Genomic DNA, 18,100 nt, shown 5'->3' with positions numbered 1-18,100 from the left:
GAGACAAACGCATGTCAGTCAAACATCCGATCATCGCGGTGACCGGCTCGAGCGGAGCGGGCACCACCACCGTCATGAAGAGCTTCACGCATATCTTCCGACGCGAGCACATCAATGCGCAGATCGTCGAGGGCGATGCGTTCCATCGCTACGACCGCAACGGCATGCGCGCCGCGATGCAGGAGCGCGAACGCGACGGCGTGCCGAATTTCAGCCACTTCGGACCGGAAGCGAATCTGCTCGAAGAGCTCGAAACGCTGTTCACGCGCTACGGCGAAAACGGCGGCGGACAGTTTCGCCACTACGTGCACGACGCGGGCGAAGCGCAGCTCTACAAGCAGGACGGCGGCACCTTCACGCCGTGGGAGGACGTCGCGCCCAATACCGATCTGATGTTCTACGAGGGACTGCATGGCGCGGCGGTGACCGAGAACATCGACATCGCGCGGCATGCGGATCTGCTGATCGGCGTCGTGCCGATCATCAACCTCGAATGGATCCAGAAGCTGCATCGCGATCAGACGATGCGCGGCTACACGCACGAAGCGGTGGTCGACACGATTCTGCGGCGCATGCCCGACTACGTGAACTACATCTGCCCGCAGTTCTCGCGCACGCACGTGAACTTCCAGCGCGTGCCGACCGTGGACACGTCCAATCCGTTTACCGCGCGCGAGATCCCGCAGCCCGACGAGAGCTTCGTCGTGATCCGCTTCGCGCGGCCCAAGGGCATCGACTTCCAGTATCTGCTGACGATGCTGCACGACTCGTTCATGTCGCGCCCGAACGTGATCGTCGTGCCGGGCGGCAAGATGGGACTCGCGATGCAGCTGATCTTCACGCCGATGATCCTGCAACTGATCGACCGGCGCTCGCGCGCCTGACCGGTACCCCGATGCATGCCGAGCTTCATGCCGAGCTTCATTTCGCAAGGAGAGATTCGATGAGTGCAGTCGCGCAACCGCTTGACGCACCCGCCACGCGCCCGATGGCCGACGCGCTGCGCATGCTCGCGATCGACGCGGTGCAAGCCGCGCGGTCGGGACATCCGGGCATGCCGCTCGGCATGGCCGAGATCGCGGTCGCATTGTGGGACCGGCATCTGAAACACAACCCGCGCAATCCCGCGTGGCCCGACCGCGACCGTTTCATCCTGTCGAACGGCCATGGTTCGATGCTGCTGTATGGACTGCTGCATCTGAGCGGCTATGACCTGCCGATCGACGAATTGAAGCGCTTTCGCCAGTTGCACAGCAAAACGCCGGGGCATCCCGAAGTGGGCGTGACGCCTGGCGTCGAAACGACCACCGGGCCGCTCGGCCAGGGGCTCGCGAACGGCGTCGGCATGGCGCTCGCAGAGGCGTTGCTCGCGCGCGAGTTCAACCGGCCCGGGCATCGGATCGTCGATCACCGCACCTACGTGTTCGCCGGCGACGGCTGCCTGATGGAGGGCGTCTCGCACGAAGCGGCATCGCTCGCGGGCACGTTGAAGCTCGACAAGCTGACGGTGCTCTACGACGACAACGGCATCTCGATCGACGGCCACGTCGCGCAATGGTTCGCCGACGACACGCCCGCGCGCTTCGCCGCCTACGGCTGGCACGTGGTGCGCGAGGTGGACGGCCACGACGTCGACGCGGTCGATCGCGCGTTGCACGCCGCGCGCGCCACCGGCCGGCCGACGCTGATCTGCTGCCGCACGGTGATCGGCCAGGGCGCGCCGTCGAAGGCCGGCACCCACGACGTGCACGGCGCGCCGCTCGGCGCCGACGAGGTCGAACGCACGCGCCGCGCGCTCGGCTGGCCGCATCCGCCGTTCGAGATTCCCGACGAGATTCGCGCCAATTTCGACGCGAGCGAGCGCGGTGCCGCCGCCGAAGCCGAGTGGCGCGAGCGGTTCGACGCGTATCGCCGGCACTATCCGGCCGAGGCCGCCGAATTCGAGCGACGTATGGAAGGCAGCTTGCCAGCGCATTGGCACGACACGTCTCGCACGCTGCTGCGCGATGCCGATTGCGCGGCCGAATCGATCGCGACGCGCAAGGCCTCGCAGCAGGCGATCGGCGCGCTCGCGCGCAGCCTGCCGGAGCTGCTCGGCGGCTCGGCCGACCTGACCGGTTCGAACCTGACGGATTGGCCACAGGCAGTCGACGTCCGCAGCGATGAAAACGGTCTACGCGGCGGCAACTACGTGCACTACGGCGTGCGCGAGTTCGGCATGAGCGCGGTGATGAACGGCATCGCGCTGCATCGCGGCTACCTGCCGTTCGGCGGCACCTTCCTGACGTTCTCCGACTATGCGCGCAACGCGTTGCGAATGGCTGCGCTGATGAAAATCCGTTCGATCTTCGTCTACACACACGACTCGATCGGGCTCGGCGAAGACGGACCCACGCATCAGGCGGTCGAGCATGCGGCGAGTCTCAGGCTGATTCCGGGGCTCGACGTCTGGCGTCCGTGCGACACCGTCGAGACCGCGCAGGCCTGGGTCAGCGCGGTGGAACGGGACGGACCGACATGTCTGTTGCTGAGCCGGCAGAACCTGCGCTTCGTGACGCGCTCCGCCGGGCAGGTCGCCGCGATCGCGCGTGGCGGGTACGTGTTGCGCGATTGGCCCGATGAGCAAGGGCACGCGCCACCGGCGCGCATCGTTCTGATCGCCACCGGCTCGGAAGTTTCCCTAGCACTCGATGCGATCGCGCCGCTCGCAGCCGCCGGCATCGCCGCGCGCGTCGTGTCGATGCCATCCACCACGGCGTTCGACCGGCAACCGCGCGCTTGGCGCGACGCCGTGCTGCCACCGGGCGTGCCGCGGGTGGCGATCGAGGCTGGCGTGCGCGCGTTCTGGCGGCAATACGTCGGGATCGACGGCGGCGTGGTCGGCATCGATAGGTTCGGCGAGTCGGCCCCGGCGGCCGCGTTGTTCGAGCATTTCCGGCTGAACGCGCAGGCGGTGGTCGACGAAGCGCGGCGCGTTGCGGACCGTGCGCACTGAGCTCGCCGCCCGAGCAGATTTCATTTGATATCGAGGAGCACGCAATGGCCTTCATCACCCTGAGGCAACTGCTGGATCACGCGGCCGAACACGACTACGGCGTGCCCGCGTTCAACGTCAACAACATGGAGCAGATCCAGGCAATCATGCGCGCGGCCGAGGCCACCGACAGCCCGGTGATCCTGCAGGCGTCGGCCGGTGCGCGCAAATACGCCGGCGAGCCTTATCTGCGTCATCTGGTGCTCGCCGCGCTCGAAGCTCACCCGGACATTCCGCTCGTGCTGCATCAGGATCACGGCGCGAGCCCCGCGGTGTGTCAGCAGGCGATCCGCTCGGGCTTCACGTCGGTGATGATGGACGGCTCGCTGCTGCCCGACCAGAAAACGCCCGCCGCGTACGACTACAACGTCGACGTGAGCCGGCGCGTGGTCGATGCCGCGCACGCGGTCGGCGTGTCGGTGGAGGGCGAACTGGGCTGTCTGGGCTCGCTCGAAACCGGCACCGCGGGGGAAGAGGACGGCGTCGGCGCGCAAGGCAGGCTGACGCGCGAGCATCTGCTGACCGATCCCGACGAAGCGCGGCGCTTCGTCGACGCGACCGGCGTCGATGCGCTCGCGATCGCGATCGGCACGTCGCACGGCGCGTACAAGTTCAGCCGCGAGCCGACAGGCGACATCCTGGCGATCGACCGGATCGCCTCGATCCATGCGCGGATACCAAACACGCATCTGGTGATGCACGGTTCGTCGTCGGTGCCGCAGGAATGGCTCGCGGTGATCCGGGAGTACGGCGGCGAGATTCCGACCACCTACGGCGTGCCCGTCGACGAAATCCGCCGCGGCATCGCGCACGGCGTGCGCAAGGTCAACATCGACACCGACATCCGTCTCGCGATGAGCGGCGCGATGCGCAAGTCGCTTGCCCATGCCCGCTCGGAGTTCGATCCACGCGCGGCATTGAAAGCCGCCACCGCGGCGGCGAGCGCGATCTGCGTCGAGCGCTTCGAGGCGTTCGGTTGCGCGGGGCAGGCGGCGCGCATCAAGCCGCTGCCGCTCGACACGATGGCGAGCCGCTACCACTAACGCACTGGCACGGAGAACGCGATGCGCGAATTTCTGATTGCTCCGTCGCTGCTGTCGGCGGATTTTGCCCGGCTCGCCGACGAGATTCGCGACGTGACGGTGGCCGGCGCGGACTGGATTCATCTGGACGTGATGGATAACCACTACGTGCCGAACCTGACGGTCGGGCCGCTGGTGTGTTCGGCGATCCGGCCGTACACGACGCTGCCGTTCGACGTGCATCTGATGACCACGCCGGTCGATCCGCTGGTGTCGGCGTTTGCCGAGGCCGGCGCGAACCTGATCACCTTTCATCCCGAGGCGACGCTGCACGTGCATCGGAGCATCGAACTGATCCGCTCGCACGGTGCGCGCGCGGGACTCGCGCTGAATCCGGCGACGCCGCTCTCGGTGCTCGATCATGTGCTGGAGATGCTCGACGTCGTGCTGGTGATGTCGGTGAATCCGGGCTTCGGCGGCCAGGCGTTCATTGCTGAAACGCTGGAAAAGCTGCGGCGCCTGCGCGAGCGCGTCGACATGACGATGCAGCGCACCGGGCGGCCCCTGCTGATCGAAGTGGACGGCGGCGTGAAGGTGTCGAACATCGCGCGTGTCGCCGAGGCGGGCGCGGATGTGTTCGTCGCTGGATCGGCCGTCTTCGGCGCGGACGATCGCGCGCAGGCGATTCGCGGCATGCGCGGCGAACTGGCTACCGTCGGCGAACCCGCGCGGGTGGCCGCCATGCACTGACGGCGCTGCGTTTTCAGCGCTTCTTCATCGTCTCGCCCGGCGCGCACCATGCGCTCAAATCTTCTTCGGGCCGGTCGACCGCGCAGCCCCAGTCGAGCGGCTGGTCCTGATCGAAGCGTTTGCCGAGCCGCCATGCGATCTCGGCGCGCGCAAGCTGCACGCCCATATAGAACGCGTGGCCGCCGTCGGTCTCGAGATTCAGTTGCGGGTAGAGCGCGAACGGATCGTCGCCGCGCCGGTGGCCGTCGCGGTTGTACACATGAATGCCGTCGGCGCTGATCTGTACACGAAAATTCGGATCGCGCACGCCGCGCGCGAATTCGTCGATTTCTTCGGCGCTGTACGGAAACGGGCGCTTCGCGTGGACGGTCGCGAGTTCGGTGCTGATGCCCTTCGGCAGCACCCGCGCGTCGCGCGCGGCATGCATCACGCGGCGCGCGACATCGGCTTCGCGCAGCGCGCGCCGCGCGTGCAGACTCACCGACGTCGCGAGCACCGCGCCAACGTGCAATTCGGCCGCCATGCCGAGCAGCACCGCGTTGATGCCGCTCGTGTCGGCCTCCGTTAGCTCGGTCACATTGCCGATGCCCATCATCATCGCGATGTCGGGATAGCGCTCGCGCAAGCGGACATAGCGCGCAATCGACGCGGCCAGCCCGAACGGAATCGGATCGAGAATCGGATCGGCGAGAAACGCGCGGCCGCGCGCGCGGAGCGCGTCGATCGCGGCGTCGAGCGAGGCTGGGTCAGCGGGTTCGCGCGCGACGAGGATCGGCGTCGACGGCACTTCGTCGGCGATCCATAGCGTGTCGAGGTTCAGGCTCATCAGATAGTCGGCGCCCGCACGGCCGCCGCGTAGCAGTTCGTCGTTGCGCATCGAATCGACGCTCACCCGATAGCCTTCGGCCTTCAGCCGCCGCACCGCGTCTTCGAGATGGGGAAACGCCGTGTCAGGCAGACAGCCGATGTCGATCACGTCCGCGCCCTGGGCCGCATACTCGCGCGCCCGGGCGGCGATGCCGTCGAGGTCGAGCCGCGGCGCGTCGACGATCTCCGCGAAAATCTCGGTGTCGTAGCGACTCAGATCGAACGGCTTCGCCTTGCGCCCGAAAAACTGCGGCAAGTCCTTGACCTCCTCGGGACCGCGCTCGAACGGCACGCCGTAGTGCGCGCTCAGCGCGTCGAGGTCGCCGCGGCAGCGGCCCGGCACGATCACGCGCTGCGCGGCCAGCGGCACGCTGACGCGGCGCTGGATCATCTCGACGGTCATCAACGCCGCGACCTGCAGGCCGATCTCGCGCACCTCCCAACTGAACGGCGTCGGCGCCATGCCGTCGAGCACGCGCCGCAGGCTCGGTTCGGCAAGCCGGCCGGTCAGGAAGAGGAGGTGGTCCATGCGAGGTCGAGAGTCGCGAGGCGTTGGGCGAGCGCCGCTTCGAGTTCGTCGAGCGAGCGCACGAGCGTCGTGTATTCGAAGCGCGCCAGACGCTCGACATTGTCGAGCTCGATCGCGCGTGGCCGCAGTTCGACCCATTCGTCCGGGCTATGCGTGATCACGCTCGGTTCGGTGTCGCATGCAAAGACGATGCCGGCGATGCATTGCTTGCCGGCCTGCGCGTACATATTGGTCGGCAGCGTATCGGAGATGCCGTAAGCGCATTTGGCGACCGTGTTGCTGGTGGCGGGCGCGATCACGACGGTGTGATAGACGCCGTGATACAGCATGCCGACCGGCACGCCGCTCGCGCTGTTGTCGCGCAGCACGCGGAAGTGTTCGCGCAGCTTGTCGAGCGGCCAGCCGTAGAGCGGCAGCACTTCCTCGGCCGCCGCGGAGAGAAACAGATCGACGCGCGGCAAGCGCCGCGCGAGTGCGATCGATTCATCGAGCATGTGTCCGGAGCCGGTCACGCACCACGCGAAGCGCGCGTCCGGCTTGAAGTCGGCGAGATCGCGGGCACCCTTGCGAGCTGATTCGCTGCGTGACGTGGGGGACGACTCGGTCATGCGTCGAGATCGAGCGGCGAGCCTTCGTGCGACAGCCGGATATGCAGCCGGCGCATCTTGCGGTACAGCGTATTGCGGCTGATGCCGAGCGCCTTCGCGACGTTGCTGACGTTCCAGCGATGCTCGTCGAGTAGCGACAGCACCGTTTCGCGCTCGTTCAACTGGATTGCGTTCAGCGACGAGATGTCGGCTTCGTCGGCGAGGTGCCCGTCCATGTCCGCGTTCGCAAGGCGCAACGCGGTGGGCAGGTCGAGCGCCGACGCGCGTTGCGTGAGCTCGGGCGGCAGATGTTCGCAACGGATCGGCTCACCGTCGGACAGCGCGATCGCCATCTGCAGCACGTGACGCAGCTGACGGATGTTGCCGGGCCACGCGTAGGTCAGCAGCGCGTGTTCGGCTTCCGGCGTCAGATCGGGCGGATCGTCGGTTTCGTTGGCGAGCAGATGATGGATCAGCGGCAGTTTGTCGACGCGCTCGCGCAGCGCCGGCAGATTCAGCTCGACGCCCTTGAGCCGGTAGTACAGATCCTCGCGGAACTGGCCGGTCTGCACGAGTTCGAGCAGATTGCGGTGGCTCGCGCTGATCAGTTGGAAATTGACCTTGACGGTGGTCTCGGCGCCGAGCGGCGTGACCTCGTGTTCCTCGATCACGCGCAGCAGGCGCGCCTGCAACACCAGCGGCATGTCGCCGATCTCGTCGAGAAACAGCGTGCCGCCGTTGGCTTGCACGATCTTGCCGCGCCGGCCTTCGCGCTGCGCGCCGGTAAACGCGCCCGCGCGATAGCCGAACAGCTCGCTCTCGATCAGATTCTCCGGCAGCGACGCGCAGTTGACCGGCACGAAATGACCGTCGGCATGCGGGCTGATGCTATGCAGCGCCTGCGCGAAAACTTCCTTGCCGGTGCCGGTCTGGCCGCGCAGCACGATCGGAATCTTGCGCTGGATCACGCGCGCGGCCAACTGGATCTGCGAGGCCATGCGCGGGTCGCCGAATTCGAGGTGGGCGATTTCGTCGAGCTTCGGCGCTGGCGCGTGCTTGTCGTGCTTGTCCGGTGCGCTGCCGCGCACGGCGGAGTCGGTGACGAGCACGCGCGTCACGCGCCCGGTGGCGTTTTGCGGCGTCTGCGCGACGAGGAAAAAGCGGTTCGTCGCGTTCGCGCTGTAGACGGTGACCGGATGGAACGAGCCGCGAATGCTGCGCGCGATCATGTCTTCGAGCGACGCGTTGAACGCTTCCTCGATGCGCCGGCCGCGCAGTTCGCTGAGCGAGCGGAAGCCGAGCTGGAACAGCGCGCTGCGATTCGCGGCGAGCACGGTGCTGTCGTCGCCGACCGCGAGCTTGCCGCCGTGCAGCGTGCCGACGAATTCCGGGCGGCTGTGGAAATGGATCATGTTGGCGTGCCGGTAGCGCGCATCGAGCAGACGGTTTTCGATCATCTGCCGCGACATGCCGACCAGCACCAGCGAGTGCTGCTGCAGCAGCTTCGAGCGGCTCGTGACGTCGAGCACGCCAGCGATTTCGCCGCCGTCGTCGAAGATCGGCGCGGCCGAGCAAGTTAGCGACGTATAGCGCGGATAGAAATGCTCGTTCTGACAGACGGCGATGCAGTCGCGCTCCGCGAGACAGGTGCCCATGCCGTTGGTGCCGGCTTCGCGTTCACTCCACAGCGCGCCGACGCGAAAGCCGTCGCCGGCGACCGCCTCGGCGAACGGCACGGACGACACCTGATGCACGATCACGCCGCCCGAATCGACCAGCACGACCGCCAGTTCGGGGTCGGCCAGTTGCTGATAGAGCGTCGTCATTTCGAGCTTCGAACACGCGATCAGATCGCCGAGCGCCTCGCGGCGGGCGCTGAGTTCGTACTCGGTGAGCACCGGCGGCGGTACGAAACGCGCGGGGTCCAGCCGGAATTCGTTGATGCAGCGCGTCCACGATTGGGCGACGGATTCGCTTGTCGGCCGCGTGGTCAACTGGTGGTTGACGACGTTTAGAACTTCCCGGACGTGCGTATTGCTGTCAGCAAGCAACGACATGGGATCTGTCTCCGTTGCGTCATTTCGGCAAGCGTGACTGCTTCGCACGCCGCGAATGCCGCTTTATCAAGCCTGTCTGTCCTCGGTGCGGCGAAATCTCGGTTCGCTTGCGCGCTCGCGGCCGGCCCTGCTACCAGGCGAGTGTTTAAAACTGTACGCCCGATGCAAGATCGGTTCAACAGAAAGTCACACTGGGTTTACCTCACTGTGCCCGGAATTTGCTTTTCTCGATGCGTGGCCGCCTTAGCGACCGCGTTAACTGGTCTGCACGTTGCATGCCTGTCGCAGCTTCGGGACAGAGTGTGTCGCGCGCCGTTCAGTTCTACTGTTCTACTGTTCCGCTCTTCATCACAAGCTGTTCAATCTAGGGCCGCGCCGCGGCGGAGACCATCATGGATCGTATCGATACTGTTCGCCTTGCCGCATTTTCCAGCTTCGGCGCGAATCCCGGCCCGCATGCCGGCGGGTTGCCCGATCGGCTCGACATCGTATTCATCGAGAATTTCATCGGCCAGACGGTCATCGGTATCGATAGCGGCGAGCTGCATGTTGCGCAGCCGGTGCGCGTGAACCTGGCCATCGGCGTGCCCGCGATCCGCGCATGCACGACGGACCGGATCGAAGATACGGTCAACTACGCGGCCGTGCGCGAGGCGCTGCTCGCGTTATTCGCGTCGCACCGCGTTCGGCTGCTGGAGGCGCTCGCCGAGACGATCGCGCAACTGCTGATCGCCGACTTCGGCGCGCACTGGGTGCGTGTGTCGCTCGCGAAACCGGCCAAGTTTGCCGACCTGGCGGCTGTCGGCGTGCAGATCGAGCGGCGGCGCGGCGATGGCTCGGCGGCGGGCGTGGGGCTCGCGCGTTACGCGTCGCTGGGCGAGGGGCTGGTGCCGAATTGAGGGGGGCGCCTAGCTGGGGGCGCCAGGCGCCCGGTGCGTTTCAGCCAGCGTTCATTTCGCCACGGTCGACGTTCTCTGCGGACTGAGTCCGCACGCCTGATACGCGCTGGTTTGCAGCGCGCGGAAGCGCTTCGTTTGCGACTTCGCGTGATCGACGCGGAATTCCGCGCCGCCTTCGCCGCCGAGCGTCGCGTACTTCGAAAAGGTCGACTGATCGACGAATTCGTCGTACGGCAACGACGCGGCCATCTTGTCGATCACACACGAGCACTTGTAGACGTTCGCGAAATCGTGGCCGTTGTCGTCCATGCAACTGAGCACGTATTCGACGCGGCCCTCGGTCGGATAGTTGTAGGCGTCCGCCCACGCGAGCGGCGCGCTGAGCACCAGCGTGGTAAGGGCGAGAAGCGCGCGACATCTGTTGGTCATTGAATGCCTCTGCGAGAGCATTGAAGCAGCTTCGCGAACCGCTGCGCGACGTGCGTGCCTGGCGGCCGCGAGGCCCCGGGATGCGCGAGGAGGCGGGGCCGGCAATGACGCCGCGAATAGCCTCGCGCACGACACTGCCAACGGCGCCGCGTCTCCTGCGCCAGGCATGCGCCGTCAGTTCGGCGCGAACGGATGCGCGACGCTGCCCTTCTTCGCCACCACGTCAGCGGCGCTCGGGTCGCCGCTGACCGCGCGCTTGATCGCCTCGCGCGTCGCCTGATAATTGAACTCCTGGATCTTCTTGTCGTCCTCCGCCTGCCAGTGAATGAACACGCCGACGCAGAGGAACAGATCGTCGGCCTCTTCCTGGGGGATCGTGCCGTCCTCGACGCTGTCGGCCACCGCGAGCGCGACCGCGTGCTGCGCCGGGCCGAACATCTGGACGGCCTGCTTGGCGCCTTTGATCGTCACCTTGTTGAACAGGATCGTATTGGGCTTCGTGATGAGATTGGGCGCGACGACGGCGAGCAGCGACGTGAAGCCGTCCTTGTTGTTGGTGAGCGCGTGGCAGAACGCGGTTTCCGCAGCCGAACCTCGCGGTCCGATCAGCAAGTCGATGTGCGCGACCTCGTTGCCATCGCCGACGAGCGACTCACCGATCATGACGCGGTTGATCTTGGCCATTCTGTTCCTCCAATGCGTAGGTATGGACCTGCTGACGAGGCGCCGCCCTCGATCATCCGGAAAGGCATCGCGAGAACGGTGCGGGAATGCACGGCGGTACTAACTAACAGGTTCCGTGCCAGTTGGGCTGCGGGGATGCCGGCGCGCATGTTCAGGTCGTGCCCGGCCGTGCGACTCAGGGTTCGCCGCGCCCTTCGACACAGCGCGCGACGAACAGCGTGGCCACCGCGAGGTCAGCGCTGGTGCCGGGATTGATCGCCTGCGCCTTCAGTTTGGCGTCCCAGGCATCGAGCTGCGGATCGCTTGCCGAGGGGCGTATGGCCGGCGGTGTTTGGCGCCAGCGCGCGTGCTGCTCGCGTGCCATCAGCGTGACACTCTGCGCCAGCGCGAGCCCGTGCTTGCGCACAATGTGAGAGTCGGGCCAGCCGCTGAGGAACGCGAGAAACACGTTGAGCATCGCGCGTTCGGCTGGATTTCCGGGCGCGGTTGGGTGCGCCTGCGGCGCCGCGTCGTCGTACGCGGCGAGGCCGGTGTCGAACAGGTCCGCGAAACCGTTCGCGTATTGCCGCGCGATGCTGTCGCGCTCGCTGGCGAGCCGCATCGCTTCGCGCAGCCCCACCGTCGGCGGCGCGTGGACCGATTGCTCGGGCGCGTCGCCGAGACCGCCGGGATTGGCGAGCGCGATCGCGCGGTAGGCAAGCCGTGCGTCTTCGATGTCGAGGCGGCTCAGCACGTCGCCCGCGGCCGCGCGCCACGTTTGCGCCGACACCGGCCGGTCGCCGGTTGCGTCGAGGGCCGCGGCGAGCGGCGCGACGAGCAGCACGATGCCGAGATTCGTATTGCAGCCGACGGCCGCGCGGGTGCGCGTGACCGCGTCGAGAATGCGCTGTCCGACCCTGGCGCCGCGCGCGAACAGCGCGTCGAGCGACGCGTCCGCGCTAGCCAGGAACTGCGCCGCGTCCATGCCGTGCCCCGGACTTTGCGTGCTGACGTTGCCGGGTTTCGGCGTGGTGACGTCGAGCGCACAGGCTGCGAGGAAGGCCGCGCGCGCGTGCTCGAAGGGGATCGCGCGAGTGTCGGGCATCACGCGCGAGCGCGGCGCTGCGCAGACTGCTCGGGCGATCCGGCGCTAGCGGCTTGCCGGGCCTGCTCGTTCGCGCGCCGCTGCGCCGCGAGCTTGCGATCGAACAGATCGTCGACGAGCGCCGCCGCGACATCGAGCGGCACGACCGACTGCAACCCGCGCCACGCGGCCACGCCGTTGACTTCGAGCACGAGCGGCAGCGCGGCGTCGTCGGGGTTGGGGATCAGGTCCACGCCCGCGTAGTCCAGCCCGAGCGCGGCGGTTGCGCGCACGGCGGTCTGCGCGAGCGGGACCGTCAGTTCGGCGCTCTCGCAGCGCGCGCCTTGCGCGACGTTGTGAATCCAGCCCTTGCCGCCGCTGCGCCGCATCGCCGCAACCGCCTTGCCGCCGATCACCAGCACGCGCCAGTCGAAACCGGGCCGGCCGCTCGCGACGAAGCGCTGCAGATAGGCAACCTGCCGATAGCGCGCGAGCGACGGCAACGGCGCAAGCAGCCCGCCGCGCGCGCCCAGCCGTTTGAGCCCGTGGCCTTGCGAGCCGAACAGCGGTTTGAGCACGACCTGGCGGCCGGCGGCCGCTTCGCGCATCAGTACGCGTTGCGCGAACGCGGCGGATTCGACGGCCCAGGTGGCCGGTGTCGGTACGCCGGCGCGATGCAGCAGGAAACTCGTCATCGACTTGTCGACGCTGCGTTCGATCGCGCGCGCGTCGTTGTAGACCGGTACGCCCGATTCGCGCAGCGCATGCAGGATGCCGAGCCGCAGCGTCACCTGTTCGAAGGTGCCCCCGGCGATGCCGCGCACGAACACGGCGTCCGGCAGCGTGCGGCCGAAGCCCGGCACCACGAGGCCGTGCGGCAGCCATGTGGTGTCGATGCGGCAATCCGCGAGATCGACACAACGCGCTTCGGCGCCACGCGCGCGGAACGCTTTTTTCAGCCGGCCGGTGTGCCAGCCGGTTTCGTCGGTCATGACCGCGATGCGCAGGCCTGGCGAGATCATCGGCGCGCGACGGACTCGCCGCCCCACTGTTTGTGCAGCAGGCCGGCATCGAGGCGGCCGCCATGATAGGTCGCGCCGCTTTCGAGGCTGCTAACCCACACCTCGGCCGGCGCGAACAGCGCGGGATCGATCTGGTAGAAGTCGAAGTTGACGGCCGTGAAGACGTCCGCGAACGGCCGGCCGCAGTCGCGCGAATTGGCGGAGGGCAGGCTGTCGGCGAGACGCTGCGCGATCTCGTCGTGCATGACGGTCAGATGCACGCGGCCGCCGTACAGAATCGCGTCGTTGGTGCGGCCCATCGCCTGAATGCCGTCGGGCGCGGGCGGCGGCAGCGGTGCCGAGCCCGTGCCCGCGACGATCTCGTCGAGCGGCACGCCGAGCACGTGCACTTTGTGCAGCGCAACTTCGACGACCCGGGCGATCACCTGTACCGTTCCCGCGACAGAGTGTGTCGGCGTGACGATCAGCGTCAGGTGGTCGGGCGCGAGGCCGCAGTCGTGCAGCACCTTGTCGATCACGACGGACGGCGGCAGGCGGTCCACTTCGAGCACCAGCGCGCCGCGTTCGTGGCGGTCGCGATAGCCGAGCTCGTCGAATAGCGGCTCCTTGACCGCGAGCGCGCGCGCGGGCCCCGAGCCGAGCGAAAAGAACTTCTTGCCGCCAGTCTGCTCCCTGGTTGCCGACAGGCTCCAGCCCGCGTACTGGCTGCCGAGACAGGCCAGCACCGGCGCTGACGTGCTGACCTCGAGCATCGTCGGCCACAGCGGCGCGGCGTCGACGTTCGCGCGCACCGCGACGCGGCCGAGACCACCCATGCAGATACGCGCGATCAGCACGCCGGCGTCGAGGCTGCCGCGTGCGTCGACGCCGGCATCCGCGATCACGGTGCCGTCGGCCGTCCGGGTCAGCGCGACGCCGAGGTGCGCCGCTTGATCGACGAGCCGCGCGACGAGGCGCTCGCTCAACGCGTTCACGCTCGGCAATGCGGCGGGCGGTGAGCCGTCAGTAATGGGCGTGGAGGCAGGCATGGTCGGGTTCATCGCAGGTTTCGATTCGTTGGACGACGTGTTCGTGCTGCGCGTCGAGCGCGGTGCGTACCGCGTCCACCGATGCCGCTCGCGCATGCAGCGTGCAGACCGGCTGCCCTACGTCGACGCGGGTGCCCGGCATCGGCACGTCGCGGCATTGCGGATCGCGCAGGCAGGTGTCGGAGAACGCCGCCGACACGCTGAACGGCCGATGCGCGAACAGCACCCGCTGGCCGGCGCGCCAGCGCGGCTCGCGAGCGAGCGCGAGGCTCGCGGCCGACGGCGCGCGAGCGTGGCGGCATGCGTCGAGGTGGCAGGCGAGCAGGCCGGCTGGCCATGCATCGGGCGACGCGGTTTCGTAGAGCGCCATCGTCGATGAAGGGCGCGCGTTGATTTCGAGCACGTCGAACGAGGCGCCGTCGGACAGGAAGTCGCAACTGTTGATGCCGACCAGACCGGTGCGTGCGCATAGCGCGTCGAGTGCTTGCTGCGCGTGCGCGATCAGCGCTGGCGGCAGCTCGATCGGCCCGATCGCGCCCGCGTGCACGAAGCGCAGATCGCCGATCGCGCAGGTGAGTTGCTCGGCGAAACCGATCAGATGCGCGCGGCCGTGCGCGCCGATGAAAAGCGCCGACAACGAGCGGCCTTGGCCGATGCGCTGAAAGTAGCTGTGCGTCGAATTTCTCGCGGCGTCTGGTCCCAATGCCGGTTTGATATGCGTGCCGCCGCAGCCGTCCGCGCGCTTGGACAGCCAGCCCTCGGCCGTCACCGGTGGCTCGAACGATACAGCCGGATGCGCAATGCGCAACGCGTCGAGCAGCGCGAAGAAACGCCGCGGCTCGCGCACGGCCGCGATCGCCTCGGCATCGTTGCCGAGAAAGCGCGGCAAGCCGGATTCGCGGCACAACTGCGGCATCCAGGGTTCGAGCCCGCTGCCGCTAATCCAGCCAAGCAAACCGGGCAGACGCGCGACGCGCGCAAGCGCATCGACTAGCCGCGCCCGATCGAGCGCGAGCGCGCCACCGCCGGCGCCAATGTCGAACCAAAGCTCGGCGGCCTCGCGCGTGTCGCGGTCGCCGAAGATATCGAGCGCGGCGACGTGCAGGCCGGCGCGCGCCGCGGACTGCGCGAGCCAACGCGCGGACAAGCCGGCGAGCGCGACGAACGGCGCATGCGTGAGCGGTCGGTGCGACTTCATCATGGCCGCTCTCAGCCGACACCGGCCGCTACCGCGCGGGCCTCGTCGTACGCTTGCGGGAAGCCGAGGTAGACCGGCTTGCCGCCCGTGCGCATGCGCATGAACAGCCGATGCTCGACCTGATACTTGACGTTGCCGATCGCCAGCGCGCCGATGCCGATCGCACCCGCGTTCGGCACGCCGTCGATCGGCTTGCCGTCGTTCATCACGTTCACCCCGGCGATGCCCTCGGGCGGCACCGCGTTGACGTCGGCGGCGACGAGCAGGCGTTTCGCATGCGCGAGGTCGTCGCTGCCGACCACCTGCACGCCCGCGACCGCGGTGGCGAGCACGATTTCCGCGTCGGCGAGCGCGCCGCGCAGTTCGTCCGGCGTCGTGGTGCCGATGCCGTTGGTAAAGATGCCGAAACGCTTGTTGAGTTCGGCCGACGCACCTAGCGCGCGATTGCGGTCGTGGTGACTCGCGATCGTCACGTCGGCGCCGCGCGACGCGGCGATCGCCGCCGCGATGCGCCCAACCGCCCCGGTTCCGCCGAGAATCAGCACGCGCTTGCCGCCCAGCTCGACGCCGTGCTGCTTGCCCAGGTGCCGCTCGACCAGCGCGACGAGCGCGGCTGCCGTCGTGTATGAGCCACTCGGATCGGCGAACACCGAGACCTCGAACGGCGGGACCATCGCCTTGCGTGCCGTGTCGAGCATATCGGCGGCCTGCATCACGTCGCGTCCGCCGATGAAGATGCCGGTGCGCGACACCCCTTTCGGGCCGCGCGAGAAGATCGCGTCCTGCGTCAGATTCGCAACCATGCCCGCTTCGACGTTGCAATACGGCACGATGACCTGATAGCCGGCGTCGGCGGCCATGTTGACGTCGAACGGACTCATCTGCGGCGTGGCCGTGAACATGTGCAGGACATAGGGCCTTTCAATGGTTTCTGACATGGCAGGGGCTCGTTTCAGTGGCAATCTCGGGGACGGCGCAAGGCAACGCCATGTCGCGCGTGGCCGCGCATCATGCGGCGTCGATGCGCGGCGCGCGTGACTGGGCGCCGCTGATCGCCGCGCCGCTATTGCGGCCCGCGACGACGCTGCATTCGATATGCGGCATCGCGCTCGCCACCGCGCGCGCGGTCGCGAGCGCGCGCTCGGCTTCACGCGCGCTCGCGAGCACCGCGAAGCCCGTCGGGCCCCACGAGGTCTGGCCGATGCCGGCGGTGCGTTCGGCGGCGACCGCGCGCAGCACGCGCTCGACGTCGGGACTGGCGAACACGCCGCCTTGCGCGCTCGCGAAGTATTCGCCGATGGTCTGCTGCAGCTCGGTGAGGCCATGCGCGAACGGCGCGAAGTTGTGCTCGGCGGCGCCGGGCAGGATCTGCATCAGCACCAGATGGCACAGATGGGCGGCGAGCCGCTGCGGGAACGGCGCGAGCGACGCGAGCGCGCTGCGTTCCTCGGCACCGTGCAAGCCCTCGCGGCTGTTGTCGCTGACGAGCAGCAGCCGCCACGGTTGCGGAAACGGCTGACGCGACAGCAGCGGCGGTACGCTCTGACGAAGATCGCCGGGCGGGCCGCCATCGAGCAGCAGGCCGCCGCACTCGAAACCGAGAATGCCGATGCCGGAGCGCGCGCCGCGCCCGAGCAGGCTGGCGAGTTCGGCGCTGCTCGCCGGCTGGCCGACGAGGCGCGTGAACGCGGTGCCGACGGCCAGCGCCAGTTGCGTGCCGGAGCCGAGGCCGGTGTGCGCGCGCGGCGCCTCCAGAACCTCGATCGCGAGCGTCGCCGGTCCATAGGCAGCCTGCAGCCGCGCGAGGCTCACCGCGACGCGCTCGCGCTCGGCCGCGCTCACCGCACCGCCGATCTGCTCGCGTTCGGCGAGCCGCGCTTCGATCCGTGTGCCGTGCGTATCGATGACGAGCCCCAGGCTGCCGAACGCACGTCCGAGCGACGCGTTCGGATCGAGGAAGCCCAGATGCAGCCGCGCGGGCGCATCGATCGTGATAGGGGCGCGTGGCGGCAGGCGGCGGAGCTGAAGCGGCATCTCGAGTGTCCTCAGGTGTCCTTGTGCGCGAGATTGGGTTGGACCGCGGGGGCCTTGCGGGGCCCGGCGGCAGTGCGCCCGGCGACATCAAGCGAAAGCCGTACCAGCCGCGCGCAACGGTTGCCGCGGCGGGTTGGGCCCGCTGCAATCTTCAGCATGACCCGCCGCGCGCGGCGCGGTTTGGCCGCGGCATGGACGCTGTGTGACGCCGAAGGCGCACTGTGTCACGCGCTGTTTCATCCGGCGATACGCGCCCGCGTCAACTGCCTTGCGCGGGTTTCGGCGCGTCGTACTTGATATAGCGGAAGCGCTGATCGTCGGACGGTGTGCCTTCGAGCGGGCCGTCCTCGAGGCCGGGCTGCCAGTGAACCACCGATTCGATCTTCGTCGCGAGCGCGAAGTCCTTGTCGGTGATGCCCTTCGCGCTGTGCGTCTTCAGCTTGACGATCACGAAGGCGTACGAGACCGTCAGATCCGGATGGTGCCACGCTGCTTCCGCGAGGTGGCCCACGGTGTTGACCACCATCAGCGTTCCCTTCCAGCCCTCGGTGCGGTATTTGCGCCGCAGCCAGCCCTCTTCCAGATACCAGTGTTGCAGCGGACCGGCGAGGCGCTGCTGGATCTCTTCGTCGGTATAGACGTGCTCGGTGTTTGCCATGGCTGTTGCTCCTCGAATGCGCGAATCGTTCGCCGAACGAAGCATCGTTGCAAGGGACAGGCCCGCGCCGCGGCGTGTGATTCGCAAAGGACACGATTCGTATCACGCAAGTGACACAGTATGTGCCGCATCGCGTGACGCAACGCCTCCAGCTTACCGCCGCGCGAGCATCCGTGCGACGCCCGGGCGCCGCACGTGCCCGAGCGTGCCGGGTCGCCGGGCCCGCGCGGCACTGGCGG

At 68.0% G+C, this 18,100-nt stretch carries 17 protein-coding genes; 5 read left to right on the top strand and 12 right to left on the bottom strand.

Features of this window, described 5'->3' with window-relative positions; all coding sequences use genetic code 11:
* Nucleotides 1-11: 11 nt before the first annotated feature.
* Genes OKW43_RS03350 through rpe form a run of 4 tightly spaced genes read left to right on the top strand, consistent with a single transcriptional unit; the run spans nucleotide 12 to nucleotide 4,806 of the window.
* Nucleotides 12-884 (top strand): phosphoribulokinase, encoded by an 873-nt coding sequence (locus tag OKW43_RS03350; protein WP_187633310.1) that lies wholly within the window; start codon nucleotides 12-14, stop codon nucleotides 882-884.
* 59 nt (nucleotides 885-943) lie between these two features.
* Nucleotides 944-2,995: a transketolase gene (gene tkt / locus OKW43_RS03345; protein WP_429445240.1), complete on the top strand. Its 2,052-nt coding sequence runs from the start codon at nucleotides 944-946 to the stop codon at nucleotides 2,993-2,995.
* Between the two features lie 44 nt (nucleotides 2,996-3,039).
* Entirely contained in the window at nucleotides 3,040-4,077 is a 1,038-nt protein-coding gene (gene fba, locus OKW43_RS03340; protein ID WP_429445238.1) for a class II fructose-bisphosphate aldolase, read from the top strand.
* A gap of 21 nt (nucleotides 4,078-4,098) precedes the next feature.
* The gene (rpe, locus tag OKW43_RS03335; RefSeq protein ID WP_187633307.1) at nucleotides 4,099-4,806 is read left to right on the top strand and encodes a ribulose-phosphate 3-epimerase; all 708 of its coding nucleotides are present in this window, start codon (nucleotides 4,099-4,101) and stop codon (nucleotides 4,804-4,806) included.
* 13 nt (nucleotides 4,807-4,819) lie between these two features.
* Here the strand turns inward: rpe and OKW43_RS03330 are convergent, their stop codons facing one another.
* Genes OKW43_RS03330 through OKW43_RS03320 form a run of 3 tightly spaced genes read right to left on the bottom strand, consistent with a single transcriptional unit; the run spans nucleotide 4,820 to nucleotide 8,846 of the window.
* Nucleotides 4,820-6,202, bottom strand: a complete 1,383-nt coding sequence (locus OKW43_RS03330) for a DUF6513 domain-containing protein (protein ID WP_429445236.1) — start codon at nucleotides 6,200-6,202, stop codon at nucleotides 4,820-4,822.
* Nucleotides 6,181-6,810, bottom strand: coding sequence for a flavoprotein (locus tag OKW43_RS03325; RefSeq protein ID WP_187633305.1), 630 nt, complete (start codon nucleotides 6,808-6,810; stop codon nucleotides 6,181-6,183). Before OKW43_RS03325 ends, OKW43_RS03330 begins: the two co-directional genes overlap by 22 nt.
* Complete coding sequence (locus OKW43_RS03320) at nucleotides 6,807-8,846, bottom strand: sigma-54-dependent Fis family transcriptional regulator (protein ID WP_429445233.1); 2,040 nt, start codon at nucleotides 8,844-8,846, stop codon at nucleotides 6,807-6,809. The genes OKW43_RS03325 and OKW43_RS03320 overlap by 4 nt, the downstream gene beginning before the upstream one ends.
* A gap of 392 nt (nucleotides 8,847-9,238) precedes the next feature.
* Here OKW43_RS03320 and OKW43_RS03315 point away from each other — a divergent pair, with 392 nt between their 5' ends.
* Nucleotides 9,239-9,745 (top strand): dihydroneopterin aldolase, encoded by a 507-nt coding sequence (locus tag OKW43_RS03315; protein ID WP_429445231.1) that lies wholly within the window; start codon nucleotides 9,239-9,241, stop codon nucleotides 9,743-9,745.
* A 51-nt stretch (nucleotides 9,746-9,796) separates the two neighbouring features.
* On the opposite strand, the gene OKW43_RS03310 is transcribed toward OKW43_RS03315, so the two are convergent.
* The 9 genes from OKW43_RS03310 to OKW43_RS03270 all read right to left on the bottom strand — a co-directional run bounded on the left by OKW43_RS03310 (nucleotide 9,797) and on the right by OKW43_RS03270 (nucleotide 17,861).
* Nucleotides 9,797-10,174 carry a hypothetical protein gene (locus OKW43_RS03310; protein WP_429445229.1) on the bottom strand — a complete coding sequence of 126 codons (378 nt, stop codon included), beginning with the start codon at nucleotides 10,172-10,174 and terminating at the stop codon, nucleotides 9,797-9,799.
* A 174-nt stretch (nucleotides 10,175-10,348) separates the two neighbouring features.
* Nucleotides 10,349-10,858: a formaldehyde-activating enzyme gene (gene fae, locus OKW43_RS03305; protein ID WP_187633301.1), complete on the bottom strand. Its 510-nt coding sequence runs from the start codon at nucleotides 10,856-10,858 to the stop codon at nucleotides 10,349-10,351.
* Nucleotides 10,859-11,033: 175 nt separating this feature from the next.
* Nucleotides 11,034-11,942, bottom strand: coding sequence for a triphosphoribosyl-dephospho-CoA synthase (locus tag OKW43_RS03300; RefSeq protein WP_187633496.1), 909 nt, complete (start codon nucleotides 11,940-11,942; stop codon nucleotides 11,034-11,036).
* Complete coding sequence (locus OKW43_RS03295) at nucleotides 11,942-12,943, bottom strand: ATP-grasp domain-containing protein (protein ID WP_429445227.1); 1,002 nt, start codon at nucleotides 12,941-12,943, stop codon at nucleotides 11,942-11,944. Before OKW43_RS03295 ends, OKW43_RS03300 begins: the two co-directional genes overlap by 1 nt.
* Nucleotides 12,940-13,983, bottom strand: a complete 1,044-nt coding sequence (gene mch, locus OKW43_RS03290) for a methenyltetrahydromethanopterin cyclohydrolase (protein ID WP_429445225.1) — start codon at nucleotides 13,981-13,983, stop codon at nucleotides 12,940-12,942. Before mch ends, OKW43_RS03295 begins: the two co-directional genes overlap by 4 nt.
* Nucleotides 13,946-15,169, bottom strand: a complete 1,224-nt coding sequence (locus tag OKW43_RS03285) for an ATP-grasp domain-containing protein (RefSeq protein ID WP_187633495.1) — start codon at nucleotides 15,167-15,169, stop codon at nucleotides 13,946-13,948. The genes mch and OKW43_RS03285 overlap by 38 nt, the downstream gene beginning before the upstream one ends.
* Nucleotides 15,170-15,180: 11 nt before the next feature.
* Nucleotides 15,181-16,107 (bottom strand): NAD(P)-dependent methylenetetrahydromethanopterin dehydrogenase, encoded by a 927-nt coding sequence (locus OKW43_RS03280; protein ID WP_429445223.1) that lies wholly within the window; start codon nucleotides 16,105-16,107, stop codon nucleotides 15,181-15,183.
* A gap of 70 nt (nucleotides 16,108-16,177) precedes the next feature.
* Nucleotides 16,178-17,203, bottom strand: a complete 1,026-nt coding sequence (locus tag OKW43_RS03275; protein WP_429445221.1) for a beta-ribofuranosylaminobenzene 5'-phosphate synthase family protein — start codon at nucleotides 17,201-17,203, stop codon at nucleotides 16,178-16,180.
* 259 nt (nucleotides 17,204-17,462) lie between these two features.
* On the bottom strand, nucleotides 17,463-17,861 hold the full coding sequence (locus OKW43_RS03270; protein WP_429445219.1) for a 4a-hydroxytetrahydrobiopterin dehydratase: 399 nt from the start codon (nucleotides 17,859-17,861) through the stop codon (nucleotides 17,463-17,465).
* Between the last annotated feature and the right edge of the window lie 239 nt (nucleotides 17,862-18,100).

It is taken from the genome of Paraburkholderia sp. WC7.3g (assembly GCF_050436345.1).
Classification (GTDB): domain Bacteria; phylum Pseudomonadota; class Gammaproteobacteria; order Burkholderiales; family Burkholderiaceae; genus Paraburkholderia; species Paraburkholderia podalyriae.
Note: the sequence above shows the minus strand (reverse complement) of the source record. Positions and strands in the feature narration are given on the sequence as shown.

What these genes read in the sequence shown, in the direction of transcription:
- OKW43_RS03295 (WP_429445227.1), bottom strand. Translation starts at nt 12,943, where the DNA reads ATGATCTCGCCAGGCCTGCGCATCGCGGTCATGACCGACGAAACCGGC.
- OKW43_RS03330 (WP_429445236.1), bottom strand. Translation starts at nt 6,202, where the DNA reads ATGGACCACCTCCTCTTCCTGACCGGCCGGCTTGCCGAACCGAGCCTG.
- OKW43_RS03285 (WP_187633495.1), bottom strand. Translation starts at nt 15,169, where the DNA reads ATGAAGTCGCACCGACCGCTCACGCATGCGCCGTTCGTCGCGCTCGCC.
- OKW43_RS03320 (WP_429445233.1), bottom strand. Translation starts at nt 8,846, where the DNA reads ATGTCGTTGCTTGCTGACAGCAATACGCACGTCCGGGAAGTTCTAAAC.
- OKW43_RS03300 (WP_187633496.1), bottom strand. Translation starts at nt 11,942, where the DNA reads ATGCCCGACACTCGCGCGATCCCCTTCGAGCACGCGCGCGCGGCCTTC.
- OKW43_RS03325 (WP_187633305.1), bottom strand. Translation starts at nt 6,810, where the DNA reads ATGACCGAGTCGTCCCCCACGTCACGCAGCGAATCAGCTCGCAAGGGT.
- OKW43_RS03350 (WP_187633310.1), top strand. Translation starts at nt 12, where the DNA reads ATGTCAGTCAAACATCCGATCATCGCGGTGACCGGCTCGAGCGGAGCG.
- fba (WP_429445238.1), top strand. Translation starts at nt 3,040, where the DNA reads ATGGCCTTCATCACCCTGAGGCAACTGCTGGATCACGCGGCCGAACAC.
- OKW43_RS03270 (WP_429445219.1), bottom strand. Translation starts at nt 17,861, where the DNA reads ATGGCAAACACCGAGCACGTCTATACCGACGAAGAGATCCAGCAGCGC.
- tkt (WP_429445240.1), top strand. Translation starts at nt 944, where the DNA reads ATGAGTGCAGTCGCGCAACCGCTTGACGCACCCGCCACGCGCCCGATG.
- OKW43_RS03315 (WP_429445231.1), top strand. Translation starts at nt 9,239, where the DNA reads ATGGATCGTATCGATACTGTTCGCCTTGCCGCATTTTCCAGCTTCGGC.
- OKW43_RS03280 (WP_429445223.1), bottom strand. Translation starts at nt 16,107, where the DNA reads ATGTCAGAAACCATTGAAAGGCCCTATGTCCTGCACATGTTCACGGCC.
- OKW43_RS03275 (WP_429445221.1), bottom strand. Translation starts at nt 17,203, where the DNA reads ATGCCGCTTCAGCTCCGCCGCCTGCCGCCACGCGCCCCTATCACGATC.
- fae (WP_187633301.1), bottom strand. Translation starts at nt 10,858, where the DNA reads ATGGCCAAGATCAACCGCGTCATGATCGGTGAGTCGCTCGTCGGCGAT.
- OKW43_RS03310 (WP_429445229.1), bottom strand. Translation starts at nt 10,174, where the DNA reads ATGACCAACAGATGTCGCGCGCTTCTCGCCCTTACCACGCTGGTGCTC.
- mch (WP_429445225.1), bottom strand. Translation starts at nt 13,983, where the DNA reads ATGAACCCGACCATGCCTGCCTCCACGCCCATTACTGACGGCTCACCG.
- rpe (WP_187633307.1), top strand. Translation starts at nt 4,099, where the DNA reads ATGCGCGAATTTCTGATTGCTCCGTCGCTGCTGTCGGCGGATTTTGCC.